This window comes from Actinotalea fermentans (genome assembly GCF_007991475.1).
Taxonomy (GTDB): Bacteria; Actinomycetota; Actinomycetes; order Actinomycetales; family Cellulomonadaceae; genus Actinotalea; species Actinotalea fermentans.
On the sequence record NZ_BJYK01000002.1, the window covers coordinates 1 to 25,847 of the forward strand.

Below are 25,847 nucleotides of genomic sequence, written 5' to 3' on the forward strand. Positions count from 1 at the left end.
GGCGGGTTGGGCGGGAGGGGCGGGTTGGGCGCCGGGGTGCCTGCCGGGCCCGCCTGTCCAGCGTCCGCGCCCGGCACCGGCCCGTCGTCGTACCCGCTCACACCCGTCCTATCGAGCGACCTCGCATCCCCTGCGGTCCGAACCTAGCGGACCGTGCGTGGCCGGAGCGGCGTCGTCCCGGGCGAAACCGGCCCGGTCAGTCGCCGGCGGCACCGGGACCCTGGGGCATGCCGTCCTGCGCCCCGGCGCCCTGCCGGTCCTGGTTCCACTGCAGCCGTCCGGTCTCGTCCGAGGGGCCCGTCTCGTGGCGGGGTCCCGTCCCGTCCCGCAGCCGGTCGCGGTCCTTCATCCGGTCGCCGTCCTGCATCTGGCCACGCTCCTGCATCTGGCCGCGTTCCTGCATCTGGCCGCGGTCCTGCAGGCCGCGCGCCGGGCCGTCGGGGCCGTCGGCACCGGGGACGCGCGGGCCGTCGCCGTGCTCCCAGCCGGGCAGCGCACGCGCGGCGGCGGGCCAGCCGGGAGCGGAGTCCGTCGCGCGGGCGGTGGCGAAGCCGCCGGTGAAGGCGAGGCCGGCGACGACGAGCGCCGCGGCGGTCCCGGTGAGCACGGGGTGGGCGGCGGGCCACGGGCGACGGGCTGCCGCCACGCCGACGGGCGGCGCGGGGGCGGGCGGCGGCACGGGGACGGGCGGGAGGTGGGCGGGACCGGGCGCGTCAGCGGCCGGGGCCGACGGCTCGGGGCCCGACGCCGGCGTCGGGGCGTCGGGGGTGGGCGTGGTGCTCATGGCGGCCTCCTGGAAGGGCGAGGGGCTCCATGGTCACGCCCGGTGCTGCGACCGTCCTGGGCGCCGCCTGAGCGGACGCTGTGGACGGGGCGCGCTCAGCCCTTGGCCAGGCCGCCACCCACCCAGGCGCGGATCGCGGCGACGTCGGCGGGCGACAGGTCCATCCGCGCGCCGCGGCACAGGCCCACGACGTTGTCCGCCCACGTCGTCGCGATGGCCTTGGCGGGCGGGTGCTTGTCCGGCTCGAGCCCGGCCAGGAGGAGACCAGTGACCACGGTGTTCACCGAGCCGCGACCGATGGGCTCCCCAGCGGCCTGGCACGCATCGCGGACCCGCCTGGTCGTCTCCGCACGATCGAACGCGTGCGCCTTGATCTCCGCCGCGAGCGTCTCGAGGAGCACCCGGTAGCGCTCGGTCGGCAGGTTCGGGACGTCGGTCACGGCCACCACCTGGCGCTGCAGGGGCGGCAGGTCGACGCTGCCGGAGACGGGCAGGTCCGCCTCGCTGAACCGCTTCGGGTCCCAGACGAAGTTCGAGGCCGTCGCCACCTCGGGGACGTCGCGGGCGAGCCAGGCCGAGAAGCTCCCGGCCCCCGCCCAGTCCGACCGGAGCGACGGATCCGCCGTCATCGCAGCCTGAGCCACGGTGCTGCCGCCGGCCGGCCGGTCGGCCGCGCGGACGAAGCGGAGCACGGCGCGACGCGCGGGTGAGGCGGCGTGCGCCGTCTGACGCTTCGCGGTGCCGCCCGCCGTGCCCGCACCACCGTTCGTCGCCGCGGGCGCCTCGGCCTCCGGCGTCCCGACCAGCTCCACGAGCTGATCGGCGGTGACCACGGCGTCCGCGACGGACCGGTAGGCGCTCGCCGCGGGGCTCGCCGTCACGATCGTGACCCTGCGGTCGGCGGCGCGGCAGCGCAGGGCCAGCGGGGTGAAGTCGGCGTCGGCGGAGACGATGACGAACTCGTCGTAGCGCGTGGGCGCGGCGAGGGCGTCGACGGCGTCGAGCACGAGGTTGATGTCCGCCGAGCTCTTGCCCTGCTGGGTGAGCGACGGGCAGTCGACCACCGTGAAGCCCGCGCGCGTGAAGTTCGGCCGGAACTCCGAGAACGCCGACGGGTTGAGGTAGCAGGCCCGGATGAGGAAGCGCCGCGCGAAGTCGCCGTCGGCGTCGGTGCCCGTCTCGAGCGAGGCGAGCCAGTGCCCCGGCTCCTGCGCGAACGCGGCGGCCGCCGCGGGGTCCAGGCGCCGCAACCCCAGGTACACGTTGTCGAAGTCGACGAACAGGGCGCAGCGCAGGCGCCGGACGGACTCGCGGACGGGCTCGGCGATCTCGGTCACGTGCGCATCCTCCCCCGTCCCGGGCCGCGGTGGGTGCCGACCGGCCGGGCCGCCCCTCAGCCCGCGCACCGCGGGAGCCCCGATGAGTTCTCGCCCCGGCCGCGGTCCCAAGAGGTGACCGCCGCCGACGCGCGGCGCCCGACGCACGGGAGGACCTCATGACCGCTCGCCTCAACGCCTACCTCGGCTTCATCGACACCGCCCGGGAGGCGATGGAGTTCTACGCCTCCGTCTTCGGCGGCGAGCCGACGTTCCGCACGTTCGCCGAGTTCGGCATGGGCGACCCGGCCGAGGGCGCCAAGATCATGCACAGTGAGCTCGAGACGCCGTCGGGGTTCGTCCTCATGTGTTCCGACGCGCCGGCGGGCATGGCCGGTCCCACCGGCAGCTCGATCTCGCTCTGCCTGAACAGCGGACCGGAGGACGACGCCGAGCTGCGCGGCTACTGGGACCGGCTCAGCGACGGCGGCACCGTCGAGGAGCCGCTCGTGACCGCGCCGTGGGGCGACACGTTCGGCATGTGCACCGACCGGTTCGGCACCCGCTGGATGGTGAGCATCGGGACGGGCCAGCCCGGCTGATCTTGGGAAGACGGGCGGGGCGAGGGGTGTTTGACTGAGGGCGCGGCCGACGAGGGCCGTCCCCCGACGCCAGGAGCAGCCCCGATGACGACCGTCGACGCCCCAGCCCGCTGGGCGCACCTGCCGGCCCTGGTCACCACGGCTGCCGAGCGCGCCACCGCCGACGTGCGCTCCCCCACGGACGGCTCCCTGGTGGGCCGGGTCCCGCTCGGCACGCCCGACGACGTCGACCTCGCGGTCGCGCGCGCCCGGGCCGCGCAGCCCGCGTGGGCGGCGCTGCCGCTCGGGCGACGCATCGCCGTCGTGCGCCGGTTCGCCGACCTCGTGCTGGCCCACGAGGCCGAGCTGCTCGACGTCTGCCAGGCCGAGTCCGGCAAGTCGCGGGTGAGCGCGTTCGCGGAGCTGTCCGACGTCGTGCTCACGGCGGCCTACTACGCGCGGACCGCCGCGTCGCACCTGCGCCCGCGCCGCCGCCGCGGCGCCGTGCCCGTGCTGACCCGGACGGTCGAGCACCACCGCCCCAAGGGCGTCGTCGGCATCATCGCGCCCTGGAACTACCCGCTGACCCTCGCGGTCTCCGACGCGGTCCCGGCGCTGCTCGCGGGCAACACCGTCGTGCTGAAGCCCGACTCGGCGACGCCTCTGTCGGCGCTCGCCCTGGTCCGCCTCTTCCGCGAGGCCGGCCTGCCCGACGACGTCCTGGGCGTGGTGACGGGCCCGGGTCGCGAGCTGGGCCCCGCGATGATCGACCGCGTCGACTACCTCATGTTCACGGGCTCGACCGCGACGGGCCGGACCGTCGCGCGGCAGTGCGCGGAGCGGCTGATCGGCTGCTCGGCGGAGCTCGGCGGGAAGAACCCCGCGATCGTGCTCGACGACGCCGACCTGGAACGCACCGTCGAGGGGCTGGCCGAGGCCTGCTTCGCCAACACGGGCCAGCTCTGCGTGAGCATCGAGCGGATCTACGTGACCCCCGGGATCGCCGACGCGTTCGTCGCGGCGTTCGCCGAGCGGGTCGCCGCGCTGCGCGTCGGCCCGGGGCCGGACTGGGACGTCGAGGTCGGCTCGCTGGTGAGCGAGGCCCAGCTCGCCACGGTCACCGCGCACGTGGACGACGCCGTCGCCAAGGGCGCGCGCGTGCTCGCGGGCGGTCGCCCGCTCCCCGAGCTGGGCGAGCTCTTCTACGCGCCCACCGTCCTGACGGACGTGCCCGACGACGCGGTCCTCGCCCGCACCGAGACGTTCGGCCCGGTCGTGGCGATCTACCGCGTGGCCGACGCCGACGAGGCCGTGGCCAGGGCGAACGACACCGAGTACGGCCTCAACGCCAGCGTGTGGTCGCGGCGCCGCGGCGGCGAGGTCGCCGCCCGCCTGCGAGCCGGCACGGTGAACGTCAACGAGGGCTACGCCGCGGCCTGGGCCTCGCACGACGCGCCGATGGGCGGCATGGGCATCTCCGGGCTGGGGCGGCGTCACGGCCGCGAGGGCATCACCAAGTACACCGAGGCGCAGACCATCGCCGAGCAGCGGGGGATGCAGGTCGCGGCGTCCGGGCCCTTCGCCGGGGCGCGGTACCCGCAGCTCATGCGCCCCGCCGTCCGCGTGCTGCGCCGCCTGCCCTGACGCAAGGAGGATCGAGATGGGTCGAGGGACCTCGCTGGCGGGTGCGCGCGTGCTCGTCACCGGTGGCGGCAACGGTCTGGGCCGCCGGATGGCGATCGGGGCCGCCCGGCGCGGCGCGACCGCCGTGATCTGGGACCGCTCCGCGGAGCGGGCGCACGCCGTCGCGGACGACATCCGTGCGCACGGCCTGCCCGCCCAGGCGCACGTCGTCGACGTCACCGACCGCGAGGCCGTCCGGGCCGCGGCGGACGAGACCGGGCCGATCGACGTCGTCGTGAACAACGCGGGCGTGGTGAGCGGGCGGCCGCTGCTCGAGACGCCCGACGAGACCATCGAGCGCACGATGGCCGTGAACGTGCTCTCGCTGTACTGGGTCACGAAGGCGTTCCTGCCGGGGATGCTCGAGCGCCGCACCGGGACCGTCGTGACCGTGGCGAGCGCTGCCGGGCTGGTGGGCGTGGCGCGGCAGACCGACTACTCGGCGAGCAAGTGGGCGGCGGTCGGCTTCACCGAGTCGCTGCGCGGCGAGCTGCGCGCGCTCGGCTCGCCCGTGCGCACGCTCGTGGTCTGCCCGTACTACATCGACACCGGGATGTTCGAGGGCGTGCGGACGCGGTTCCCGCTGCTCCTGCCGATCCTGCGCGAGGGTGACGTCGCCCGGACCGTGCTGGACGGCATCGAGCGGGGACGCCAGCAGATCGCGCTGCCGCCGCTCGTGCGGATGATGCCGGCGCTGCGCCTGCTCCCGGTCCGCGCGTTCGACACCGTGCTCGACGTGTTCGGGATCAACCAGGGCATGGACCACTTCAGCGGGCGGCCCGGCGACCGGGTCGGCTGACCCTTCCGCTCCGACGCCGGACGATGCCCGGCTACCGGCCGCGACCCGGCGTCGGGCGTCGTCGCAGGGAGACCTCGAACCAGACGGTCTTCCCGCCGGCGTCCGGCTGCACGTCCCAGGCGGCGGCGAGGCGGTCGACGAGCAGCACGCCGCGACCGGACAACGCGGTGGGCCCGGGCTCGAGCCGCACCGGGCGCTGCGCGCTCTCGTCGTGCACGCTGACCCGCAACCGGTCGCCGGTCCGGCTCACGCCGACGTCGATGCGACCGCCCGCAGGCCCGTGCTTGATCGCGTTCGTCACCACCTCGGAGGCGAGCAGCGCCACGACGCGCTGGATGTCCTCGGGTGCGCCGACGTGCGCGGCCTCGGAGACCACCCAGGTCCGCGCATGGCGGATCTCGGTGACGTCGGCGACGAACCTCACGACGGGACGCCCCTTCCCCCTCGGCAGTCGTCCCAGCCTGCACGTCGCCGGACGGGTCTGCATGCCGAGGCGGAGGGGCCGCGGCGACAGCGACTGTCGAATCGATCCGAGTGTCGCCTCCCCTGCCCTGATCGGACGTGCTGTGATGGCGGCATGACGACGACGCCCCATCCCGGCTCGGCCGACTGGCTGCGGCCCCTGCCCGGCACCCCGCTCACCGTCTCGGCGATCTGCGCGGGTGGCTCCCCGCTCGGAAGCATGCCGCGCCTGTACGGCCGCGACGTGCCGACGGACCAGGGCGTGGCCGTGGCGCGCGCCGTCCTCGAGAGTCCGATCCGGTTCCAGGACACCTCGAACGGGTACAGCGAGGGCGAGAGCGAGCGCCGGATCGGCGCCGCCATCCGCGAGGCCGGCGGGCTGCCGCCCGACTTCGTCGTCGGGACGAAGGTCGACCCGCTCGGGCGCGACTACTCCGGGGAGCGCGTCCGCGCGTCGGTCGCCGAGAGCCGCGAGCGCCTGGGGCTGGACGTGCTCCCCCTCGTGCACCTGCACGACCCGGAGTTCTTCGACTTCGAGGAGATCGCCCGGCCCGGCGGCGCCGTGGACGCACTCGTCGCACTCAAGGAGTCCGGGCAGGTCGGCTCGATCGGCCTGGCGGGTGGCCGCGTGCAGGAGATCGCGCGGTACCTCGCCCTCGGGGTGTTCGACGTGCTGCTGGTGCACAACCGCTGGACGCTGCTGGACCGGAGCGCAGGCGACCTCATCGCCGAGGCGACGGGGCGGGGCATGGGCGTCCTCAACGCCGCCGTGTACGGCGGCGGCCTGCTGGTGCCGCGTCCGGCGATCAGCACGTACGGCTACCGCGAGGCGCCGCCGGAGATCGTCGGCGCCGTCGCCGCGATGCGCGACGTCTGCGCCCGGCACGACGCCGACCTGACGACCGCCGCCCTGCAGTTCTCCCTGCGGGACCCGCGGTTCGCCGCGACGATCGTCGGGCTCGGGCGGCCGGAGCTGGTCGAGGACACGCTCCGGCGGGCGGCGACGCCGCTGCCGGACGCGCTGTTCGACGAGCTCGAGACCCTGCTGCCCCCGCGCAGCGTGTGGCTGGACGCGCCGTTCGACTGACCGGCCGTTCGCCTGACGCACCGTTCGTCTGACCGACTGAGCGGTCAGACGCCGGTCAGCTCGCGGGGCTCGGCGACGACGTCCACGAGGGCCCCGCCCCGCCAGACGGTGATCTCGATCCGGGACCCGATCGCGCCCTCCACCATGAGCCGTTGGATCTGGGTGGTGCGGGTGACAGAGGCGCCGTCGACGGCGACCACGACGTCGCCGGGGTGCAGCCCGGCGATCGCGGCCGGGCTCCCCGCGACGACGTCGGCGACGTGCAGGCCGGTCTGCCGGCCGAGCTTGGCCGCCAGGGTGGGCGGCAGCGGCGCCTGGCGGCCGACGATGCCGATCCAGGCCCGGCGCACCCGACCGTGGGCCAGCAGGGTGGCGATGATGCCGCGCGTCGTCGCATTGACAGGCACGGCCAGCCCGACGCCGATGCCGGCGACCGCGGTGTTCACCCCGACCATCCGGCCGGCGGCGTCGGCGAGCACGCCGCCGCTGTTGCCGGGGTTGAGGGCGGCGTCGGTCTGGATCACCTCGTCGACGACGCGACCGGCGCTGGTGGGAAGCGAGCGCCCCAGCCCGGACACGATGCCGGCCGTCACGCTCCCGGCCAGCCCGAGCGGGTTGCCGACGGCGACGACGAGCTGCCCCACCCGGAGCGCCGCGGCGTCGCCGAGGGCCACGGGTGCAGGCACCGGCCCGTCCGCGCGGAGCACGGCCAGGTCCGAGAGCGGGTCCCGCCCGACGACGGCGGCGCTCACCTGGGTCCCGTCGGCGAACGCGGCCTGCGCCGCGGAGGCCCCGGCGACGACGTGCGCCGAGGTGAGGAGCACCCCGTCGGCCGAGATGACGCTCGCGCTGCCGCCGGCGAGGCCGCGCGCGGTGCGCACGGCGAGGCTCGCGACGCTGGGCAGCACCTGGGCGGCGACGCGCGTCACGACCGCGGAGTAGGCGTCGAGAGCCTCGCGGTCGGGCTCCTGGCTGCGGTCGGGGCCCTCGCTCACAGGAGGTGCAACGGATGCGGGGCCCACGTCCGTGCCGGCGTTCTGCCGAGGGCAGACGACGGCCACGGTCAGGCGGCCGCAGCGACCGGCGCGCCGTGGCGCGTGCGGAAGGTCCAGCCGCCGGTGGGCGACCGTTGGATGTCGACGTGCAGGCGATGGACCACGTCGTGGTGGTGCCAGCACAGCAGGATCCCCGTGTTGGCGTCGGTGTCGCCGCGATCGGCCACCCACTCGTCGACATGGTGGATCTCGCCCAGCGCGGGTGGCGCCGTGCAGCCGGGGTAGCGACAGGTCCCGTCGCGGGCCAGCACGGCCGCGCGCCGCGGGCCGCTGAACGTCCGCTCGGCGCGGCCCGCGTTGATGACCTGGCTCTCGGGCCCGAAGACGACCCGGCTCAGCCGCGTGTCGCAGGCGAGCCGCGCGAGGACCACGGCGGGGATCGGGCCCGCGCCGAGGACCTCGGCCACGGCGAAGCGCTCGACGTCGGCGACGGGCGCGAGCCGCAAGGGGCGGTCGCCTTGCTCCGCTGGCGCGTGGCCGGGCTGCGCCGAGACGGAGCCCTGCTCCCCCGACGCACGGCACGGCTCCCCCGACCCGCGGTCGCGGCCGGGGCCGTCGCCGACCGCACGGCGGAGCGTGTCGAAGTCCACCACGACGTTCAGGTGGGGACGCACGGCCGCCCCGCGGCCGACGAGCCCGTTGTCGAGCACCAGGCGCGAGACGTCGGCAACCGCCTGGGCGCGGCGCTGCTGGGTGGTGCGCGCGTCGTCGGGCGCCGGCGGCGTCATCGCCGACTCGAGCGCGGCGGCGAACGTCGCGCCGTGCTCCGTCGTGAGGAAGCCGGCCAGGTGGTAGCCGCCAAGAGTCGAGGACAGGGCGAGGAACTCGCGGTCGCAGGCGTCGCGGTAGCCGCGCTCGTCCGCGTCGGGGTCGGCCGCGGCGGCCCAGCGCCGAACGAGCCGGCGGAACCCCTCGACGCTGCTCTCCCGCGCGTGCTCGACGAGGAACTCCTCGCCGCACGCGTCGGCAGGGGCCGCGAGTGCCGCCTGCCGGGCGGGCGTCGTGGGGGCGAGTGTCGCCATCGTGCGGGCCTGCTCCGCGCTGACCTCACCGGCGAGCGCGGCCGCCGCGGTGGCGGGCAGGTGGTCGCGCAGGGCGCGCCCGGTCGCCACGAGCTCGCGGGCGCGGGTCACGGACATCCCGGCCGCCCCTGCCAGCCAGTGCGGGAACGAGCGGGCCCCGGTCGCGGCCCACAGACCGTCGTCGGCGGCGGTCGTGGACAGCCGGGCGGCCGCGACCTGCAGCCGCCCGGCCTCCCGGCACAGCGCGAGGACGAGCTCGGTCGCCTCCTCCGGCGGGCCGGCTGGGCGCGCCGGGGCCTCCTCGATCACGACGACGAGCCGGTCGACGACGTCGCGCAGCGCCACCGCGAGCGACTGCTCGACACGCTCCACGACGCCTCCCCCACGACGCTCACGGAGGGCACCACATACGCGCCCTGACCTGCATCGATGCTACCGTGGCGCGCCACGCCGAACAAGACAATTCGGACACCGGCTCGCACATGTGTTCTACGCCGGGCGGCCCGGCACGCCCGCCGCTGTCCCCGCCTGGCCTGGTTGCCCCGGCCGTCGTCCGGCAGGATGGCGCGATGCCCGTCGTCCCCGGTGCGGCCGCCCTGATCCGTCCCGCCGTCCCGGCCGACGCCGCGGGCTGCGCGAACGTCCACCACACGTCGTGGGTCGAGACGTACTCGGGCCTCCTCCCGCCCGCTCACTGGGAGTCGGACACGCTCGAGCGGCGTACCGCGGCCTGGCAGCGCCGGCTCGACGCAGGCGCCGCCGTCACGGTTGCCGAGGTCGGCGGTCGCGTCGTGGGGATCGCCATCGGGGGTGACGGGCGGCACGTCGGGGACCACCCGCCGGTGCGCGGCCGAGAGCTGCACGTCCTCTACGTGCTGGCCGCCCACCACGGGACGGGTGTCGGCCAGGCGCTGCTCGACGCCGTCGTCGCCCCTGGTGCGCCCGCCCAGCTGTGGGTCGCCGAGCAGAACCCGAGAGCCCGGCGCTTCTACGAGCGCAACGGGTTCCGGCCCGACGGCGCGCGGTTCGTCGACGAGCGGCTGAACCTCGCCGAGGTGCGCCTCGTCCGGTGACGCCGGGCATGCATCCGTCCACCCGCCTGGCCGGGCGGCCGGCGGACGTCGTCGGCCGCCGGCCGCCCAGTCTGGGGAGTCCGAGCCCACGGCAAGCCCGCGCGCACGAGCGGCCGCGCGCGACGCCGTCAGCCCAGGCGCGCGCGCGTCTGCTCGAGCTCGGCCGTCAGCTCTGCGGGCACGCGGTCGCCGAAGACGTCGAACCACTCCTGCGTGAGGTCGCACTCCTGGCGCCAGGCCGCCGGGTCCACGGCGAAGAGCGCGGACAGGTCCTCGGCGGGGAGGTCGAGCCCGGTCAGGGCGAGCTCGCCGTCCGCCGGCACCAGCCCGACGGGCGTCTCGCGCGCCTCCGCCTCGCCCGCGACCCGGCGCAGCGCCCAGTCGATGACGCGGGAGTTCTCCCGGAAGCCGGGCCACAGGAACCGGCCGCCGGCGCCCTTGCGGAACCAGTTCACGCAGAACAGCGCGGGCGCGGCGTCGCCGAGGCGCTCGCCGATCGCCAGCCAGTGCGCCCAGTGGTCGGCCATGTGGTAGCCGCAGAACGGGAGCATGGCGAACGGGTCGCGGCGCAGCGCGCCGACGGTGCCCTCGGCCGCGGCGGTCTGCTCGGACGAGATCGTCGCGCCCATGAAGACGCCGTGCGCCCACGACCGCGCCTGGGTCACGAGCGGCACGTTCGTGGCGCGGCGGCCACCGAAGAAGATCGCGTCGATGGGGACGCCGTCGGGGTCCTCCCACGTGTCCGCGATGGAGGGGCACTGGCTCGCGCGCACCGTGAACCGCGAGTTCGGGTGCGCGGCGGGCCGGCCGCACCCCGGCGTCCAGTCCTGGCCGAGCCAGTCGGTCAGGTGCTCCGGCGGAGCATCGGTCAGGCCCTCCCACCACACGTCGCCGTCGTCGGTGAGCGCGACGTTCGTGAAGATCGTGTCGCTCCGGACCATCGCCACGGCGGTCGGGTTGGTCGCCTCGCCCGTGCCCGGCGCGACGCCGAAGAAGCCGGCCTCGGGGTTGATGGCCCGCAGCCGCCCGTCGGTGCCGGGCCCGCCGGGGCGCATCCACGCGATGTCGTCGCCGATGGTCTCCGCGGTCCAGCCCGGCAGCGTCGGCTGGATCATCGCGAGGTTCGTCTTGCCGCAGGCCGACGGGAACGCCGCGGCCAGGTGGAAAACCCGGCCGGTGGGCGAGGTCAGCCGCAGGATCAGCATGTGCTCGGCGAGCCAGCCCTCGTCGCGCCCGATGGCCGTCGCGATGCGCAGCGCGAAGCACTTCTTGCCGAGCAGCGCGTTGCCGCCGTACCCGGAGCCGTAGGACCAGATCTCCCGCGTCTCGGGGAACTGGACGATGTACTTCGTCTCGTTGCACGGCCACGGCACGTCGGGCCGGCCCGCGCCCTCGTCGTCGACCAGCGGGTAGCCGACGCTGTGCACGGCCGGGACGAAGTCGCCGTCGGTGCCGAGCTGGTCGAGGACCGCGGTCCCCACCCTGGTCATGATGTGCATGTTCACGACGACGTACGCGGAGTCGGTGAGCTGCACGCCGTACTGGGCGAGCGGCGAGCCGACCGGGCCCATCGAGAACGGGATGACGTACATCGTCCGGCCGCGCATCGACCCGCGGAAGGCGCCCGCCAGCTCGGCGCGCATCTCGGCGGGCTCACGCCAGTTGTTGGTGGGCCCGGCGTCGGACTCACGCTCGGAGCAGATGAACGTGCGGCTCTCCACGCGGGCGACGTCGCTCGGGTCCGAGCGGGCCAGGAAGCTGTTCGGCCGCTTCGCCGGGTTCAGCCGCACGAACGTCCCCTGCGCCACGAGCAGGTCGCACAGCCGCGCGTACTCGTCGGCGGAGCCGTCGCACCACACGACCTCGTCGGGCTCGACGAGGTCCGCCACCTGGCTCACCCACGCGACGAGCCGCTCGTGCCGGGTCGGGGCCCCGCTCGATCGGCCGGCGCCCTCCGCGGCGTCGGACGCGGTGCGGGTGGTGGTCTCGGTCCTGTCGAGCAACGTCATGGCTCTTCCTTCGGAGTCGCGGTCCGTCGGTGCCTTTCCAGCCTGCAGGGGGCACGGTATGCCCTTCAACCGGAGCGCGTGTGAAGAATCGGGAACCTTTCGTTACAGTCATATGGTGGAACAATCAGAGATCGCTGGGCCACGCGGCCCGGTGATCCCGCTTCCCGACCCCGACGACGCGACGCCGCCCGGGGGTCAGCTCCTCACGCTCGGCCGCCGCATCCGGCACTTCCGCACCGAGCGCGGCCTGACGCTGGACCAGCTGGGCGCCGCCGTCGGCCGGACCGCGAGCCAGCTCTCGCTCGTCGAGAACGGCCACCGCGAACCCCGGCTCACGCTCCTGCAGGCGATCGCCGCCGCGCTCGACGTCCGCGTCGCTGACCTGCTGTCGAGCCAGCCCCCGACCCGCCGGGCGGCGCTCGAGATCGCCCTCGAGCGGGCGCAGCGCAGCGGCCTCTACACGGGCCTGGGCCTGCCCACCGTCAAGTCCTCGCGCACCCTGCCGCTCGAGGCGCTCGAAGCGCTCGTCGGTCTGCACGCCGAGCTCGCCCGCCGCGCCGACGCCGCGATCGCGACCCCCGAGGAGGCCCGCCGCGTCACCACCGCCCTGCGCGCGTGGATGCGCGAGCGGGACAACTACCTGCCCGAGATCGAGGACGCCGCCGAGGAGGCGCTCACCTGGGGCGGGTACACCTCCGGCGCCCTCACCCACCGCAGCGTCGCGCTCATGGCGGAGCACCTCGGCTTCACCCTCATCCACGTCGACGACCTCCCGCACTCCACCCGGACGGTCACCGACCTCGCGAACGGCCGGATCTACCTGCCGCCGTCGTCCATCCCGGGCGGCCACGGCCTGCGGTCGCTCGCGCTGCAGGCGATCGCGCACCGCGTGCTGGGCCACGAGCAGCCCCGCAGCTACGCGGACTTCCTGCGGCAGCGCGTGGAGATCAACTACTTCGCCGCGGCCTGCCTGCTCCCCCGCTCCGCGGCCGTGGCCTTCCTCACCGAGGCCAAGCGCGCCCGGGACCTCGCCGTCGAGGACGTCCGGGACGCGTTCGGCGTCACGCACGAGACCGCGGGCTGGCGGATGACGAACCTGCTCACCGCGCACCTGGGCCTGCGGCTGCACTTCATGCGCGTGGGCGACGACGGCGCGGTGTACAAGGCCTACGAGAACGACGGGATGCCGCTGCCGACCGACGCCGCCGGTGCGGTGGAGGGCCAGCTCGTCTGCCGCCAGTGGCCGGCCCGGATGGCGTTCACCCAGCGCGACAAGACCACCGAGTACCACCAGTACACGGACACCCCGGCGGGCACGTACTGGTCCTCCACGCAGACCGGCTGGACCGGCACCGGGGGGTTCTCGATCACCGTGGGCGTCCCGTTCGCCCAGGCCAAGTGGTTCCGCGGCCGGGAGACGACCACCCGCACCCGGTCCCGCTGCCCGGACCCGGCCTGCTGCCGCCTGCCCGACTCGCGGCTGACGGACCGGTGGTCGGAGCACTCCTGGCCGAGCGCGGCGGTGCACGCGCAGATCCTCGCGCCGCTGCCGACCGGGGTCTTCCCGGGCGTCGACGAGGCCGAGGTGTACGCGTTCCTGGAGCGGCACGCCCCGTGACGGACCCGACACCGGAGGCCGTCGCGGCGACCCTGCGCGCCGCGGGGTGCGTCTTCGCCGAGGAGGAGGCGGCGCTGCTCCTGGCCGCGGCCCCGGGTGGCGCCGCGCTGGACCGGCTCGTCGCGCGTCGCGTCTCCGGCGAGCCGCTCGAGCAGGTCCTCGGCTGGGCGGAGCTCGCCGGGGTCCGCGTCCACGTGACGCCCGGCGTGTTCGTCCCCCGCCGCCGCTCGGCCCTCCTCGTGCGCGAGGGCGCGACCGCGGCGCGCGCCGTCAGTGCACGGGGGCGCGGCGCCGTCGTGGCGGACCTGTGCTGCGGCACCGGCGCGGTCGGCGCGGCGCTGCTGGCGACGGCCGGCGACGCCGTCGGCGAGCTGCACGCGGCCGACGTCGACCCGGCCGCCGTCGCCTGCGCCCGCGCGAACCTGCCCCATGCCCAGGTGCACGAGGGCGACCTGTGGGACGCGTTCCCGGCGGGGCTGGCCGGACGGCTCGACGTGGTCGTGGCGAACGCGCCCTACGTGCCCACCGACGAGATCGCGACGATGCCCCCGGAGGCCCGGCTGCACGAGGCCCGCGTGGCCCTCGACGGCGGCGCCGACGGCCTCGACCTGCACCGACGCATCGCCGAGGGCGCGCCGGCGTGGCTCGCCCCCGGTGGCGTGCTCGTGCTCGAGACGAGCCGGCGCCAGGCCGATCGCACGCGGGCGGCCCTCGACGCCGCGGGCCTGGCGACGCGGGTGGTGACCGACGACGACGTGGCCGGGACCGCCGTCGTCGGCCGGCGCGACTGAGGTCCGGGCCGGAGGCCCCAGGGGTCTCAGGTCACACCTGCCCGGGCCGCGTAGGGTGCAGGCGTGCCCGGGGTCTGGTTCGCGACAGCGATGCGTTCGGAGGCGGGCCCCTACCGGTCGAGCAACCAGGACTCGGCGGTCGCCACCCCACGCCTGGTCCTGGTGGCCGACGGCGTCGGCGGCCACGCGGGCGGCGACGTCGCCTCGCGCACCGTGACGCGCCAGCTCGTGCAGGCGCTCGCCGCCACCGACGTCACGGCCCTGGACGCCGCGGGGCTGCGCCGCCTCGTCACCGACGCCAACGCCGCGCTGCGCGGACGCACCGCCGAGGACCCGCAGCTCGCCGGGATGGCGACCACGCTGACCGGACTGGTCTGCGGCGACGGCGTCGTGCGGGTGCTGCACATCGGCGACTCACGCGCGTACCGCCTCCACGCCGACGGCGGCGAGCTCGTCACGCACGACGACTCGTTCGTCCAGCGGCTGGTGGACACCGGCGCCATCGCCGAGCAGGACGCGCCGTTCCACCCGCAGCGCCACATCATCCTGCGCTCCCTCGCCGGCGACCCGGACGACGGCGAGGGCCTCGCCGTGCTCGAGGTCCCCGCCACCGTGGGTGACCGCTGGGTCGTCTGCAGCGACGGGCTCTCGGACGCGCTCGACGAGGACGCCGTCGTCGCCCTCGCGAGCGGGCCCGCCACGCCCGAGGAGGCCGCGGACGCGCTCCTGGCGGCCGCCCGGGCCGCGGACGCCCACGACAACGTCACGCTGGTGGTGTGCGACGTGGTGACCGGTCCGCCCCCGGGCGTGGACGACGCCGCACCACGGTGGGCCGGCGCGGCCGAGCGCGACGCCTGAGGCACCCCGCGCTGCCGCGGGAGCCCGCCGCGGTCCGTGGCCGCCGCGCGGACCGCGTCGTCACCGCTCGGCGGCCGACCAGTGCTCCTGCAGGGCCGCGTTGAGCCCGGGGTGGTCCTGGACGCGGTGACCGTAGCCGGGCAGGACCCGCGTGCTCGCCCCGGCGCCGGCCATCGCCGCCGCGACCTCCTCGTACAGCGGGCTCCAGCCGCCGGTCACGACGAGCGTCGGCACGCGGGCCAGGACGCCGATGTCGACCGGCACCTCCCAGGGCGGCGTGCTGCGGCGGACGCGGCGGCCGAGCGACCGCAGCGACGGGTCACCGGGGTCGGCGATCGCGGCACCCGGCGCGCCGAGCGCACTGAGGTAGCGGACCGCGAGCCCGCCGTCGCGCACCCGCGGGTCCTTGGCGGCGGCGAAGACGGCCGACATCGCCGCCACGTAGGCCTCCACATGCGGTCCTCCGCGTGCCGCGGAGAAGACGGCGGGCTCCAGCAGGGCGAGCGAGCGGACCGTCCCCGGTCCGTGCGCCGCGGCCCGCAGGGCGGCCACCGCGCCCGCCGCGTGCGCGACGAGGTGCCCACCGGCGCCGTGCCCCTCTCCGACGAGCGCCGCCACGACGGCGTCGCGCTGCTCGTCCGGGGTGACCAGCCCGGTCAGGTCGACGAACCGGCAGTGCCAGCGCCGCAGGTCGACGGCCGCCGCCTGCACCGGCCACGCCGGCGCGCCGGAGCGACCGGACCCGGGGACGAAGACGGCGTGCACCCCCCGATGGTGCCCCATCCCGGGTGCACCCACGGACACGGGGACGTCCTGGCGGCCGGCGCCGTCGTCCGGGAAGGGGAAAGCCCCGGGATCCGCAGGGGGCGCCGCGGATCCCGGGGCGTCAAGGCGTCCCCGACTCCCCCGTCAGGGACGCCGCCCCTGGCCCGGCGCGCCGTTCCCGCCACCCGCGCCGCCACCGTCCTGCAGCCGGACCTGGTCCTGGGCGGTCTCGCCGTCCTGCGACTGGTCCTGGTCCTGCAGCTGCTCCTCGTCCTGCACCGGCTCCTCGGCCGGGTCCCCGGCACGCTCCTGCGCGCGCTCGGCGTTGCGCTCCTGGGCCCGGGCCCGGATCTCCTGCCCGTCGACGCCGCCGTCACGCGCGTCGGCCGCGACGGACTGCCCGAAGGCCGCGGCCTCGGGGAGCTCGTGCCCCTCGCCGTCCTCGCCGTCCTCGGCCTCGTCGTCGGTCGCCTCGGTCGCCTCGTCGGCCGACTCGTCGTCGGCGGCGTCGTCCGCGGCGTCGTCCGCGGGGTCCGTCGGCTCGGCCGTCGGCTCGCTGACGTCGACGACGCCCGGGTCAGTCTCGGGCTGGTCCGCCGCCACGGCCGCCACGCCGCCCGTGGCACCGAGGGCGACGGCCAGACCGAGGCCGGTCGCCTTGGCAGGGAGAGAGAGGGCGGCCAGCTTGGCGACCGCCGTCGAGATCAGGTCCACGTTGCCTCCTGCTCGGGGCCGGGGGCACGCGCACCCGGCCGGGACATGACACTCCTGTCATCGCCCGACCCGGTCCGAGGGATACGGCTGCACCGAGATCACTTCTCCGGCCGCCGTGCCCGACACCCCGGCCACGCCCGCCGAACCTGAGGCACCGGTGCCGACGGGCGGGGCCGGGGTGCGGTCGGCGGGCGGCGTCGCGCGACGCTGCCCCTCCTGACCTGGCGACTCCGGACGCCCGGGGGCCTCCTCCGAGCGGCCGGGCGCGTCATCCTCGGGGTCCGCGGGCTCGTCCGGCCGACCGGGCGCCTCGTCGGAGCGACCGGCGTCGTCGCCGGGCACCGCCGGCGTCGCGGGCGTCGCCGGGACGCCCCTGCCCGGCGTGCCGTCGCCGGCCCCCTCCTCGCCCTGCCCGTCGCTGTCACCGCGGCCCTCGTCGGGCGACGAACCGGCACCCCGGGGCGAGACACCCGGGGCCTCGTCGGCCGGGACGGCCGGCTCCTGCGACGTCCACGGCAGCACGTCCACGACGTCGTCGACCAGGTCACGAGCGGGGTCCCGGATCACGTCCGGGACCGGCTCGAGCGTGGCCACGCCCGTGAGTGCCGCGGCCGCCGCGGCACTCACGAGCGCGATCTTGGTGCCCAGGGCCGCCGCCACGACGGCGCGCCGGGTCATCGGGCGGGCCGCGCGACGCCGCTCGAGCGGCACCACGTCCGGCAACTGGCCCTCGGCGAGCACCCGGGCGAGCTCTGCGCTCGGCGCGGGCGCGGGCGCCTGCCCGGCCGCCCGCAGCGTGCGCACCAGCGCGGCGAGCTCACCGGGGACGGGCACGCCTGCCTCGTCCACGGTCTCGCCGGCCAGGAGCCGCTGGGTCGCCTGCACGTCCTTGTCATCGCGCGAGGGGCTCATGGGGATACGCCCTTTCCGCCGAGATGTCTGCGCAGCCGCTCGAGCGCGCGGTGCTGAAGGGCCTTGACCGCGCCCTCGCGCTTGCCGAGGACCGCGGCCACCTGCTCCAGGGACAGGTCCGCGACGACGCGCAGCAGGAGGACGTCGCGCTGGTCGGGACTGAGGAGGTCCAGCAGCGCGCGGACGCGGTCGTCCCCGAGCACGTCGAGGGCGGCGTCCTCGGCGCTGGGGACCAGGACCGGCGGGGCGTCGTCGAGGGGCTCCGTCACCGGCGCGCGCCCCGCCCGCCGCCAGCTGTCCACCGACCGGCGGTGCGCGATCGTGAACACCCACGCCCGGAACCGTTCCCCGTCGCCCTCGAACCGCGCGAGGCCGGTGAAGACGGCGAGGAACACCTCGCTCGTGGCGTCCTCGACCTCACGGACGCCACGCGAGCGCAGGTAGCCGGCGACCGGCCCCGCGAGGCGCTCGTACACGCCCGCGAACGCGTCGGGCGAGCCCGCGCGGGCACGCTCGACGAGGTCGGCGAGGTCGGCGTCGGAGTGGTCCATGGCGGGGCCAGGGTGGCACCTCAGGCGCACTCGCGCGCAACGTGCCAGGTCAGCGCGGCACGCCGGGCGGGGCGTCGCCGGGCCGCGTCAGCGCGCGTACCGCAGCGTGACCGTGTCCCCGCACTCGTCGCCGATGCACATGTCGGCGACGGCGCCGGCGGCGCGCAGGTCCGTCAGCCGCGTGACGACCAGGTCGCGGACCGTCGCGGGGTCGAGCGTGTTCACGTTGATCTTCGTGCTGCCCTCGAAGCCCGCCAGCGTGGACACCCGCCACTTCACGACGACGTGCCACGGCATCGGCTCCGGGGACCGCAGCGGCCGGTGGTGCCACTCCTCGTTGCACGCCACCGTGACGCCCGTCGCCGCATGGAGGGCGTGCAGCAGGTCCGACACGCCGCGCACCTGGGCGACGTCGTGCTCCCACGGCAGGTGGGCCTCGCCCGTGGCGTACACCTCGACCGAGGGGTAGCGGTGCCCGACGGCGGCGACCGCCACCGCGTGCGCGTTGCGCGCGATGACCAGGCGGTTGCGCACCGCGTGCTCGACGACGTCGGCGAAGACGTCGGGGTCCTCACGGACCCGGGCCAGCACGCGCTCGGCGCGCGGGCCGTGCTCGTCGATCGCCACCAGCTGCTTGTGCAGGTGGTCGAACGAGGCCCCCGCGGGCCGCAGCCAGTTCTGGAACGCCGCGACGTACCGGGCCGCGGGCTGCGCGGCGTACAGGTCGGCCATCGCGTCGACGGTGAGCGCGACGTAGCGCTCGTGCTCGTCGGGCGTGAGCGTGCCCGACCCCGCGAGCTCGTCGTCGTGCACCGCGCCGTCCACGAAGTGCCGCCGGGCGACCACGACGTCGTGGGTGCCCGAGAAGAGGTCCACGGCCCGTTCGAGCCACGCCTCCTCGGGCCGGGCGGACCAGTCCGCGTCCGACACGCCCTGCGAGGCCAGCCGGCGCCGCAGGATCGCCAGCACGTGGGCCCGGCCGCCGGGCTCGGCGACGTAGGCCTCGGCCCGCGCCCGGGCCTCCTCGCTCGGGACCGTGCCGTGGTTGGCGCGCCAGTAGTCGACGGAGAGGATCTCGAACAGGTTCGGGATGCGCCGGAACTCCGCGACCGTGGCGTCGATCTCCCGTTCGGGGACGCCGGTCCGGACCTCCCAGCCGCCGGCGGGCGTCCGCACGACGCGGGACTTCTCCGGCGGCGTCTCCCGGTAGCGGTCGGGGCAGAAGGCGCAGTGGGCGCCGTCGCGCGCGTGGTCGACGGCGTGGCGCTCGGCGGGCGGGGTGCCCAGCAGCCGGTGTGCGCGGCCGGGAACGGTCCAGACGACGGTCCCCGTCAGCGGCGAGACCTGCTTGACGGTTCCGTCGGGAAGCCGGACGAGGGGTGGCGGCCGGCGCTCGTGCACACCTCCACCCTAGGCCGTGGACCGGGTGAGCTCCCCCTCGCCCACCGTGCCCACCGTGCCCACCGTGCCCGCCGTGCGCGGGCCGGCCTCGCCCGGTCCCGGCTCCCGCGACTCGATGGACACCAGGCGTCGCGGCGCGAGCTCGACGACCGCGACGCCCGCATTGCGCGGCGGGGCCGTGCGCGCCGGGTCGATCGTCGCGAGGTAGGACATGAGCGTGAGGCAGTGGCTCACGACGAGCACCTCGCCCTGCGGGTGGCGCGCCTCGATCGCGCGGAAGCCGCGCAGGACGCGCGCCCGGAACCGCTCGCCCGTCTCCCCGCCGGGGAAGCCGGCGAACGTGCCGTCGACGATGCCGAGCCACATGTCGTAGGGGTCGAGCTCGGGCAGCAGGTCGACCTCGCGCTCGCCCTCCGCCCGGCCGAAGCCGAACTCCCGCAGGTCGGGCATCTCCCGCACCGGCACGTGCCGGTGGTGCGCGAGCAGCAGCTCCGCGGTGGCCCGGGTGCGCGGGGACGGGCTCACGTACGCAGCGACGAACGCGCGGTCGGCGAGGCGCTCGGCGGTGTCCCGGACGCCCGCCACACCGGGCGTGGTCAGCGGCGAGTCGCACCAGCCCTGGAGGCGCCCCTCGACGTTGTAGACGGTCTGGCCGTGCCGGACGAGGTACAGGGTGCCGCTCATGCCGGCGACGGTAGGCACCCGCGCTGGCCCCAGGGTGAGCCCGCGGTGGCGCCGGCGTGACGGTCAGGTGACCGTCCGCCGTCGGCCGCGTCGAGGCCCGATCAGGCGACGAAGATGCAGAACGGGTGGCCCGCGGGATCGGCGAGGACCCACAGCGGCTCCTCGGGGTCGTCGGTCCGGTCGAGCAGCGCCCGGGCGCCCAGCGCGACGGCGTGGTCGCGCGCGGCGGTGAGCGCGGCGACGTCGGGCACCGACAGGTCCAGGTGCAGCTGCTGGGGCACCGGGCCCTCGGGCCAGGTCGCCTCGGGCAGCGCGGGGACCTGCTGGAAGGCGAGTCGGACCCCCGCGCCGCGCAGCACCAGCCAGTCGCGATCCGGTTCTCCGCGGGGCGGCGGCTCGTCGCCGGGGCGGTACTCCAGGCCCAGCAGGGCCCGGTAGAACTCGGCCAGCCGGCGCGCGTCGGGGCAGTCGAGGACGACCGAGCGCAGGACGGGCATCGTCATGGCGCACCTCCGCGGCCCAGCATCACTTGTTTCGCGCCGGCGCGTCCGGTCGGCGCAGCAGGAACGCCGCGGGGATCGCGAGCAGGCTGATGAAGGCGCCGACGGTGAACGCGGTGTGCACGCCCGATGCCGTCGCCGCCACCGCGTCCGCGCCGTCCTCGGTGCGCGCGAGCGCCGTCGCCGTCATGAGCGTGACGAACAGCGCCGTGCCGGCCGCACCCGCCACCTGCTGCACCGTGCCGACGACGGCGCTGCCGAACGAGTAGAGACGCATCGGGAGCGCACCGAGGGACGCGGTGAACAGGGGCGTGAAGATGAGGGCCAGCCCCACGGAGAGCACGAGGTGTGCCGCGAGCAGGTGCCACGGCTCGCTCGCCGCACCCAGCCGCGTCATCGTCCACGCCGCGATGCTCACCGCGGTCGTGCCCGGCACCAGCAGGACGCGGGGGCCGAACCGGTCGTAGGCCCGGCCCACCGACGGCGCCACGAGGCCCATCAGCAGACCGCCGGGGAGCAGCAGGAGCCCGGTCGTCAGCGCCTCGAGGCCCAGGACGTCCTGCGCGTAGATCGGCAGCAGGATGATCGTCCCGAAAAGCGCGATCATGCTCAGCGCCATCACCGCGATCCCGATGCTGAACGTGCGGAACGTGAACGTGCGCAGGTCCAGCAGCGCGCTGTCGGTGCGCTGCAGCCAGAGCTGGCGCGCGATGAACAGCGACAGCGCCGCGAGGCCCGCCACCACGGGCGCCCACGCCACGAGCGCACCCTCGCGCGAGGCCTCCCCGAACCGGCTGAGGCCGAACACGATGCCGCCGAAGGCGACCGCCGACAGGGCGACCGAGAGCAGGTCCACGCGCGCGTATCGCGGCTCGTTCAGCGTCGGCAGCCGGAGCGCACCGATCGTCAGGGCCGTGAGCGCGATCGGCAGCATGAGCACGAACAGCCAGCGCCAGGACGCCACCCCCAGCACGGCCCCCGAGATCGTCGGGCCGAGCGCGGGCGCGACGGAGATGACCACGGAGATGTTCCCCATCACCCGGCCGCGGGAGGCGGGCGGGGTCACGGTCATCACGGTGGTCATCAGCAGCGGCATCATGATCGCGGTCCCGCTCGCCTGGACCACGCGGCCGAGCAGCAGCACGACGAAGCCGGGCGCGAGCGCACTGATGAGCGTGCCGAGGCTGAACAGGCTCATGGCCGCGAGGAACGTGGCCCGGGTGGTCACCCGGCGGATCACGAACCCGGTGACGGGGATGACGACGGCCATCGTGAGCATGAAGGCCGCGCTGACCCACTGCGCCGACGACGCCGTGATGTCCAGGTCGCGCATGAGGTGCGGCACGGCGACACCCATCGTCGTCTCGTTGAGGATGACGACGAAGGCGGAGAAGAGCAGCAGCGAGACGGCCAGGCGGTCGCGCGGCGCCATCCGCTCGGCCGACGGGGGCGACGCGGGGGCGGGCTGCGCCGACGAGACGGGCGGCGTCGCGGAGGGCGCGCCGGTCGGCGCCGTCGCGCGCGGCGCCTCGGCCGTGCGGGCGTGTTCGGTCATCGGTGTCCCCGGGTGCTTGTGCTGGGTGGGAGCGCGGCGTCGCGCGGACGCCAGTGTCGACAGGCGTCCTGGCGTGGTCGACCGATTTTGCACGGGGAACTGATCGGGCGCGCACACCTTTTCGCTGGCGGCGTATCGACGGCCGAGCATCGCCCTCGCCAGCGCCCCACCGCGCGCGCCATGCTCGGACCCGTGACCGGCGACCCGAGCAGCCCCGCGCCTCCCCTGTCCGCCGCGGCGGACGTCCTGCTCCGCGCGCCGACGGCGGCCGACACCCCGGTCCTGGACACCTTCGGCAGCCGGGAGGTGCGCGGCGAGCACGACTTCTACGACGACGCGGACCTCGCCGACCTGCACCACGGTTCCTTCCGGGCCGGGTCCCGGGTGGTCTCCGACGCGACCGGGCAGGTCCTCGGCCGGGTCACGTTCCACGAGGTCGCGTACGGCCCCAACCGCGGGAGCCTCGCCTGGCGCATCGGGGTGACGGTGCTCCCCGAGCACCGCGGGCGCGGCGTGGGCGCCCGTGCACAGCGGCTGCTGGCCGACGAGCTGTTCGCCACGACCGCCGCGTTCCGCGTCGAGGCGGACACCGACGTGCCGAACGTCGCCGAGCGCCGCGCCCTGGCCGCCGCCGGGTTCCGCGAGGAGGGCGTGCTGCGCGGGGCCCGCTGGCGCGCGGGGGTCCGCCGCGACGCGGTGCTCTTCTCGCGCCTGCGGACGGACGACTGACGGCAGTCGAGACGACTGACGGCAGTCGACCGGGCCCTGCCCGCCCACCGGGCGGACGAGCTTTGACACGGCCCGGGGCCGGACCTACCGTGACAGGACCCGCTGAGAGAGGGAGATCTGCCGTGCGTGCTCGCTGGTGTTGTTGCGCCTGACGCGCCCCAGCCTGCCCTTGCACGCCCCTCGAGTCTCCGGGACCTCTCCATGCCTCTGCTCGACCAGCCCCTCGGCCGTGTCCTCCTCGTCCTGATCCTCCTCGCGCTCGCCTCCGCGGGCCTGGCCCTGGCCCGCAGCCGCGACGGCGCCTTCCGGCCCGTCCCGCACCGCAGCCGCACCGCAGCCGCCTCCGCTGCGACCGGCGCAACCGCCGCACCCGCCGCACCCGCGCTCGCCGATGCGGACGACGCCCGGGCCCACGTGGCCCCGGCAGCGCCGGAGGTCCTGACGGCCGAGGACCTCGGCCACCCCCTCGGGGCGCGCGCGACGCTCCTGCAGCTCTCCTCGCCCGGCTGCGCCACGTGCCCGCAGGTGCGTCGCGTGCTGAGCGGGCTCGCGGCGCAGCGGCCCGGCGTCGTGCACGTGGAGATCGACGCGTCGCAGCGGCTGGACCTCGCCCGGCGCCTGGCAGTGCTCCGCACGCCGACGGTGCTGGTGCTCGGCCCGGACGGCACGCCGTGGGCCCGCGCGTCGGGCCGCCTGGACGCCACGACGGCGGCCCGCGCCCTCGACGAGCAGCTCGCCACCGACCCGATCACCGACCTGGAGGTCTCCCGTGCCTGAGCCCGTCGGCCGCCCCGTGACCACGCCCATGCCCGACGCCGCCAGGCCCGGTCGCGGGATCGACCCGCGCGGCCCGAGGTTCGGGGCGACGGTCAGCGCCGTCCTGCTCGCGACGACCGTCGTGGCCGGGCCCGGGCCGCTGGGCACGGGGCTCCTCGCGCTCGCCGCCCTGCTGTTCCTCGTCGGCACGGCACGCGGTACCCAGGGCTCGGTGCAGGGCTGGGTCTTCCGGCGCTGGGTCCGCCCGCGCCTCGCCGCGCCGCTCGTGCTGGAGGACCCCGCGCCCCCGCGGTTCGCGCAGGCGGTCGGCCTCGGCGTGTCGACCGCGGGGTTGGCGCTGGGCCTCGTGACGCCGGTCGCGATCACCGTCGCCGCGGGCATCGCGCTCGTCGCGGCGTTCCTCAACGCCGCCTTCGGCTTCTGCCTCGGCTGCGAGCTCTACCTGCTCGTGCGCCGCCTCCGGCGCGCCTGACGACCGCCCCGACGCCGGTCAGCGGGCCGAGCGCAGCTCCAGCGTCACGGGGCACTGGAACGGGTCGGCAGCGCGCAGGCCCACCTCGTTGAGGTAGCGGACGACGCGCGCCCAGGAGCCGAAGAGCGTCGTCTCGGTGTAGGTGATGCCCTTGGCGGCGCAGAACTCGCGCACGATCGGGCGCGCCCGGCGCAGGTGCGGCCGCGGCATGCTCGGGAACAGGTGGTGCTCCACCTGGTGGTTGAGGCCGCCGCTGAACCAGTCGACGAGGCGGCTGCCGGTGACGTTGCGGCTCATGAGGACCTGACGGCGCAGGAAGTCGACCTTGGCGTCCCGCGGCACGACCGGCATGCCCTTGTGGTTGGGCGCGAACACCGCGCCCATGTAGAGCCCGAAGAGGCCCAGCTGCACGCCGAGGAACGCGAACGCCATGCCGACCGGGAGCGCCCAGAAGACCAGCGCGAGGTAGCCGCCCAGGCGCAGCGTCACGAACGCGATCTCGACGGGGCGGCGCTTCACGGGCCCGCGGCCGAAGATCGACTTCACGCCGGAGACGTGCAGGTTGAGGCCCTCGAGGAGCAGCAGCGGGAAGAACAGCCAGCCCTGGCGCGCCCGGGCCCACCGGCCGAGCCGCGTGGCCGGCGAGGTGACCTCGTCCTCGGTGTGGAAGATGAGCACCCCGGGTGCGATGTCCGGGTCGCCACCAGCCTGGTTGGGCTTGGCGTGGTGCCGGCTGTGCTTGTGCTGCCACCAGCCGTAGCTCATCCCGGCGTAGAGGTTGGCGATGACGAGGCTGGACCAGTCGTTCCACCGCCCCGAGGCGAAGATCTGGCGGTGCGCGGCGTCGTGCCCGAGGAACATGACCTGGCCCAGGACGACGGCCAGCGCGGCGGCGAGCAGCAGCTGCCACCACGTGTGACCGAGCAGCACCACACCCGCACCGATCGCCACGAGCAGCGCGGTGAGCACCGCGAACTGCGTCCAGTAGTAGCCGTACCGGCGGACCATCAGGCCCTCGTCCTGCACCCTGCGGGACAGCTCGGTGAAGTCCGAGACCTGCCGCTCACGCGCGGCCTGGGTCGACGACGGGGGTGGTGTGGTGAGAGCGGTCACGCGAGCTCGCTTCCATCTCGTGGGCCGACGCGCACAGCACATCGCGGGATACGGCAGCGTAACCTCCGGAGGCGTAGGTTACGCGCCGGCGCTCTGCTGTGAGACGAAAGTCCCGTTCGAAGGTGGCGCGGCGGCCGCTTTCCGGTAGCCTGGGCTCACGTTGCAGGCGGATTGATCGATGTGCCGTGGCTTTGCCCCAGGAGCAGACGAGAAGTGCCCGTGACGACCTGGCCCGACAGTCGGGCCGGGTTGACTGCTCTGGAAGGAGCGACGCCATGGCTACTGGCACCGTGAAGTGGTTCAACGCCGAGAAGGGTTTTGGCTTCATCGCCCCCGACAACGGTGGGCCCGACGTCTTCGCCCACTACTCGGCGATCGACGCGAGCGGCTACCGCTCGCTCGAGGAGAACCAGAAGGTCGAGTTCGACGTGACGCAGGGCGCCAAGGGCCCGCAGGCGTCGAACATCCGCCCGCTCTGATCTGACTCGCGAACGGCCCGTCCCCACAACTGTGGGGACGGGCCGTTCGTCGTCTGG

At 75.6% G+C, this 25,847-nt stretch carries 27 protein-coding genes; 12 read left to right on the forward strand and 15 right to left on the reverse strand.

Annotated elements, in window-relative coordinates; translation table 11 throughout:
* Positions 1-196: 196 nt before the first annotated feature.
* Entirely contained in the window at positions 197-784 is a 588-nt protein-coding gene (locus AFE02nite_RS06420; RefSeq protein WP_146819292.1) for a hypothetical protein, read from the reverse strand.
* A 95-nt stretch (positions 785-879) separates the two neighbouring features.
* Positions 880-2,121, reverse strand: coding sequence for an NYN domain-containing protein (locus tag AFE02nite_RS06425; protein ID WP_052113887.1), 1,242 nt, complete (start codon positions 2,119-2,121; stop codon positions 880-882).
* 158 nt (positions 2,122-2,279) lie between these two features.
* On the opposite strand from AFE02nite_RS06425, the gene AFE02nite_RS06430 reads away from it, so the two are divergent.
* The 3 genes from AFE02nite_RS06430 to AFE02nite_RS06440 all read left to right on the forward strand — a co-directional run bounded on the left by AFE02nite_RS06430 (position 2,280) and on the right by AFE02nite_RS06440 (position 5,163).
* On the forward strand, positions 2,280-2,702 hold the full coding sequence (locus AFE02nite_RS06430; protein ID WP_034247725.1) for a VOC family protein: 423 nt from the start codon (positions 2,280-2,282) through the stop codon (positions 2,700-2,702).
* Between the two features lie 84 nt (positions 2,703-2,786).
* The gene (locus AFE02nite_RS06435; RefSeq protein WP_034247724.1) at positions 2,787-4,325 is read left to right on the forward strand and encodes a succinic semialdehyde dehydrogenase; all 1,539 of its coding nucleotides are present in this window, start codon (positions 2,787-2,789) and stop codon (positions 4,323-4,325) included.
* Positions 4,326-4,341: 16 nt separating this feature from the next.
* A complete protein-coding gene (locus AFE02nite_RS06440) occupies positions 4,342-5,163 on the forward strand; it encodes an SDR family oxidoreductase (RefSeq protein ID WP_034247722.1) in 822 nt (273 codons plus the stop codon).
* Positions 5,164-5,194: 31 nt separating this feature from the next.
* Here AFE02nite_RS06440 and AFE02nite_RS06445 read toward each other — a convergent pair whose 3' ends face one another.
* On the reverse strand, positions 5,195-5,587 hold the full coding sequence (locus AFE02nite_RS06445; RefSeq protein ID WP_052113885.1) for an ATP-binding protein: 393 nt from the start codon (positions 5,585-5,587) through the stop codon (positions 5,195-5,197).
* 153 nt (positions 5,588-5,740) lie between these two features.
* Between AFE02nite_RS06445 and AFE02nite_RS06450 the strand changes: the two genes are divergently transcribed.
* Positions 5,741-6,712, forward strand: a complete 972-nt coding sequence (locus AFE02nite_RS06450) for an aldo/keto reductase (protein ID WP_034247718.1) — start codon at positions 5,741-5,743, stop codon at positions 6,710-6,712.
* 44 nt (positions 6,713-6,756) lie between these two features.
* Here the strand turns inward: AFE02nite_RS06450 and AFE02nite_RS06455 are convergent, their stop codons facing one another.
* The gene (locus AFE02nite_RS06455) at positions 6,757-7,707 is read right to left on the reverse strand and encodes a S1C family serine protease (protein WP_034247716.1); all 951 of its coding nucleotides are present in this window, start codon (positions 7,705-7,707) and stop codon (positions 6,757-6,759) included.
* Between the two features lie 68 nt (positions 7,708-7,775).
* Complete coding sequence (locus AFE02nite_RS06460; protein WP_146819295.1) at positions 7,776-9,161, reverse strand: HNH endonuclease signature motif containing protein; 1,386 nt, start codon at positions 9,159-9,161, stop codon at positions 7,776-7,778.
* Positions 9,162-9,358: 197 nt separating this feature from the next.
* Between AFE02nite_RS06460 and AFE02nite_RS06465 the strand changes: the two genes are divergently transcribed.
* A complete protein-coding gene (locus AFE02nite_RS06465; protein ID WP_052114015.1) occupies positions 9,359-9,862 on the forward strand; it encodes a GNAT family N-acetyltransferase in 504 nt (167 codons plus the stop codon).
* 128 nt (positions 9,863-9,990) lie between these two features.
* On the opposite strand, the gene AFE02nite_RS06470 is transcribed toward AFE02nite_RS06465, so the two are convergent.
* Entirely contained in the window at positions 9,991-11,871 is a 1,881-nt protein-coding gene (locus AFE02nite_RS06470) for a phosphoenolpyruvate carboxykinase (GTP) (protein WP_146819296.1), read from the reverse strand.
* Between the two features lie 112 nt (positions 11,872-11,983).
* Here AFE02nite_RS06470 and AFE02nite_RS06475 point away from each other — a divergent pair, with 112 nt between their 5' ends.
* From AFE02nite_RS06475 to AFE02nite_RS06485, 3 genes are all read left to right on the forward strand, one after another.
* A complete protein-coding gene (locus AFE02nite_RS06475; RefSeq protein ID WP_146819297.1) occupies positions 11,984-13,489 on the forward strand; it encodes a helix-turn-helix domain-containing protein in 1,506 nt (501 codons plus the stop codon).
* Positions 13,486-14,280: a putative protein N(5)-glutamine methyltransferase gene (locus tag AFE02nite_RS06480; protein ID WP_146819298.1), complete on the forward strand. Its 795-nt coding sequence runs from the start codon at positions 13,486-13,488 to the stop codon at positions 14,278-14,280. The genes AFE02nite_RS06475 and AFE02nite_RS06480 overlap by 4 nt, the downstream gene beginning before the upstream one ends.
* Before the next feature lie 63 nt (positions 14,281-14,343).
* A complete protein-coding gene (locus tag AFE02nite_RS06485) occupies positions 14,344-15,138 on the forward strand; it encodes a PP2C family protein-serine/threonine phosphatase (RefSeq protein WP_146819299.1) in 795 nt (264 codons plus the stop codon).
* A 60-nt stretch (positions 15,139-15,198) separates the two neighbouring features.
* Here AFE02nite_RS06485 and AFE02nite_RS06490 read toward each other — a convergent pair whose 3' ends face one another.
* From AFE02nite_RS06490 to AFE02nite_RS06525, 8 genes are all read right to left on the reverse strand, one after another.
* Positions 15,199-15,903, reverse strand: coding sequence for an alpha/beta hydrolase (locus AFE02nite_RS06490; RefSeq protein WP_146819300.1), 705 nt, complete (start codon positions 15,901-15,903; stop codon positions 15,199-15,201).
* A gap of 144 nt (positions 15,904-16,047) precedes the next feature.
* The gene (locus tag AFE02nite_RS06495; RefSeq protein ID WP_034247471.1) at positions 16,048-16,617 is read right to left on the reverse strand and encodes a hypothetical protein; all 570 of its coding nucleotides are present in this window, start codon (positions 16,615-16,617) and stop codon (positions 16,048-16,050) included.
* Positions 16,618-16,674: 57 nt separating this feature from the next.
* The gene (locus AFE02nite_RS06500; protein ID WP_146819301.1) at positions 16,675-17,529 is read right to left on the reverse strand and encodes a hypothetical protein; all 855 of its coding nucleotides are present in this window, start codon (positions 17,527-17,529) and stop codon (positions 16,675-16,677) included.
* A complete protein-coding gene (locus tag AFE02nite_RS06505; protein ID WP_034247478.1) occupies positions 17,526-18,080 on the reverse strand; it encodes an RNA polymerase sigma factor in 555 nt (184 codons plus the stop codon). The genes AFE02nite_RS06500 and AFE02nite_RS06505 overlap by 4 nt, the downstream gene beginning before the upstream one ends.
* 87 nt (positions 18,081-18,167) lie before the next feature.
* Positions 18,168-19,481, reverse strand: a complete 1,314-nt coding sequence (locus AFE02nite_RS06510) for a DUF4921 family protein (RefSeq protein WP_034247480.1) — start codon at positions 19,479-19,481, stop codon at positions 18,168-18,170.
* 9 nt (positions 19,482-19,490) lie between these two features.
* Positions 19,491-20,165: a histidine phosphatase family protein gene (locus AFE02nite_RS06515; protein ID WP_052113847.1), complete on the reverse strand. Its 675-nt coding sequence runs from the start codon at positions 20,163-20,165 to the stop codon at positions 19,491-19,493.
* 101 nt (positions 20,166-20,266) lie between these two features.
* Positions 20,267-20,668 carry a VOC family protein gene (locus AFE02nite_RS06520; RefSeq protein WP_034247482.1) on the reverse strand — a complete coding sequence of 134 codons (402 nt, stop codon included), beginning with the start codon at positions 20,666-20,668 and terminating at the stop codon, positions 20,267-20,269.
* A gap of 22 nt (positions 20,669-20,690) precedes the next feature.
* Complete coding sequence (locus AFE02nite_RS06525; RefSeq protein WP_146819302.1) at positions 20,691-22,220, reverse strand: DHA2 family efflux MFS transporter permease subunit; 1,530 nt, start codon at positions 22,218-22,220, stop codon at positions 20,691-20,693.
* A gap of 192 nt (positions 22,221-22,412) precedes the next feature.
* On the opposite strand from AFE02nite_RS06525, the gene AFE02nite_RS06530 reads away from it, so the two are divergent.
* The 3 genes from AFE02nite_RS06530 to AFE02nite_RS06540 all read left to right on the forward strand — a co-directional run bounded on the left by AFE02nite_RS06530 (position 22,413) and on the right by AFE02nite_RS06540 (position 24,198).
* Positions 22,413-22,949 (forward strand): GNAT family N-acetyltransferase, encoded by a 537-nt coding sequence (locus tag AFE02nite_RS06530; RefSeq protein WP_222594354.1) that lies wholly within the window; start codon positions 22,413-22,415, stop codon positions 22,947-22,949.
* Positions 22,950-23,150: 201 nt separating this feature from the next.
* Positions 23,151-23,726: a thioredoxin family protein gene (locus tag AFE02nite_RS06535; protein WP_146819303.1), complete on the forward strand. Its 576-nt coding sequence runs from the start codon at positions 23,151-23,153 to the stop codon at positions 23,724-23,726.
* On the forward strand, positions 23,719-24,198 hold the full coding sequence (locus AFE02nite_RS06540; protein ID WP_307726038.1) for a DUF4395 domain-containing protein: 480 nt from the start codon (positions 23,719-23,721) through the stop codon (positions 24,196-24,198). Before AFE02nite_RS06535 ends, AFE02nite_RS06540 begins: the two co-directional genes overlap by 8 nt.
* An 18-nt stretch (positions 24,199-24,216) precedes the next feature.
* On the opposite strand, the gene AFE02nite_RS06545 is transcribed toward AFE02nite_RS06540, so the two are convergent.
* Positions 24,217-25,311: a fatty acid desaturase family protein gene (locus AFE02nite_RS06545; protein WP_034247066.1), complete on the reverse strand. Its 1,095-nt coding sequence runs from the start codon at positions 25,309-25,311 to the stop codon at positions 24,217-24,219.
* Positions 25,312-25,586: 275 nt separating this feature from the next.
* Between AFE02nite_RS06545 and AFE02nite_RS06550 the strand changes: the two genes are divergently transcribed.
* Positions 25,587-25,790 (forward strand): cold-shock protein, encoded by a 204-nt coding sequence (locus AFE02nite_RS06550; protein WP_034247068.1) that lies wholly within the window; start codon positions 25,587-25,589, stop codon positions 25,788-25,790.
* Positions 25,791-25,847 lie beyond the last annotated feature (57 nt).

What these genes read in the sequence shown, in the direction of transcription:
- AFE02nite_RS06535 (WP_146819303.1), top strand. Translation starts at nt 23,151, where the DNA reads ATGCCTCTGCTCGACCAGCCCCTCGGCCGTGTCCTCCTCGTCCTGATC.
- AFE02nite_RS06500 (WP_146819301.1), bottom strand. Translation starts at nt 17,529, where the DNA reads ATGAGCCCCTCGCGCGATGACAAGGACGTGCAGGCGACCCAGCGGCTC.
- AFE02nite_RS06475 (WP_146819297.1), top strand. Translation starts at nt 11,984, where the DNA reads ATGGTGGAACAATCAGAGATCGCTGGGCCACGCGGCCCGGTGATCCCG.
- AFE02nite_RS06440 (WP_034247722.1), top strand. Translation starts at nt 4,342, where the DNA reads ATGGGTCGAGGGACCTCGCTGGCGGGTGCGCGCGTGCTCGTCACCGGT.
- AFE02nite_RS06470 (WP_146819296.1), bottom strand. Translation starts at nt 11,871, where the DNA reads ATGACGTTGCTCGACAGGACCGAGACCACCACCCGCACCGCGTCCGAC.
- AFE02nite_RS06550 (WP_034247068.1), top strand. Translation starts at nt 25,587, where the DNA reads ATGGCTACTGGCACCGTGAAGTGGTTCAACGCCGAGAAGGGTTTTGGC.
- AFE02nite_RS06465 (WP_052114015.1), top strand. Translation starts at nt 9,359, where the DNA reads ATGCCCGTCGTCCCCGGTGCGGCCGCCCTGATCCGTCCCGCCGTCCCG.
- AFE02nite_RS06525 (WP_146819302.1), bottom strand. Translation starts at nt 22,220, where the DNA reads ATGACCGAACACGCCCGCACGGCCGAGGCGCCGCGCGCGACGGCGCCG.
- AFE02nite_RS06520 (WP_034247482.1), bottom strand. Translation starts at nt 20,668, where the DNA reads ATGACGATGCCCGTCCTGCGCTCGGTCGTCCTCGACTGCCCCGACGCG.
- AFE02nite_RS06435 (WP_034247724.1), top strand. Translation starts at nt 2,787, where the DNA reads ATGACGACCGTCGACGCCCCAGCCCGCTGGGCGCACCTGCCGGCCCTG.
- AFE02nite_RS06515 (WP_052113847.1), bottom strand. Translation starts at nt 20,165, where the DNA reads ATGAGCGGCACCCTGTACCTCGTCCGGCACGGCCAGACCGTCTACAAC.
- AFE02nite_RS06505 (WP_034247478.1), bottom strand. Translation starts at nt 18,080, where the DNA reads ATGGACCACTCCGACGCCGACCTCGCCGACCTCGTCGAGCGTGCCCGC.
- AFE02nite_RS06450 (WP_034247718.1), top strand. Translation starts at nt 5,741, where the DNA reads ATGACGACGACGCCCCATCCCGGCTCGGCCGACTGGCTGCGGCCCCTG.
- AFE02nite_RS06430 (WP_034247725.1), top strand. Translation starts at nt 2,280, where the DNA reads ATGACCGCTCGCCTCAACGCCTACCTCGGCTTCATCGACACCGCCCGG.
- AFE02nite_RS06420 (WP_146819292.1), bottom strand. Translation starts at nt 784, where the DNA reads ATGAGCACCACGCCCACCCCCGACGCCCCGACGCCGGCGTCGGGCCCC.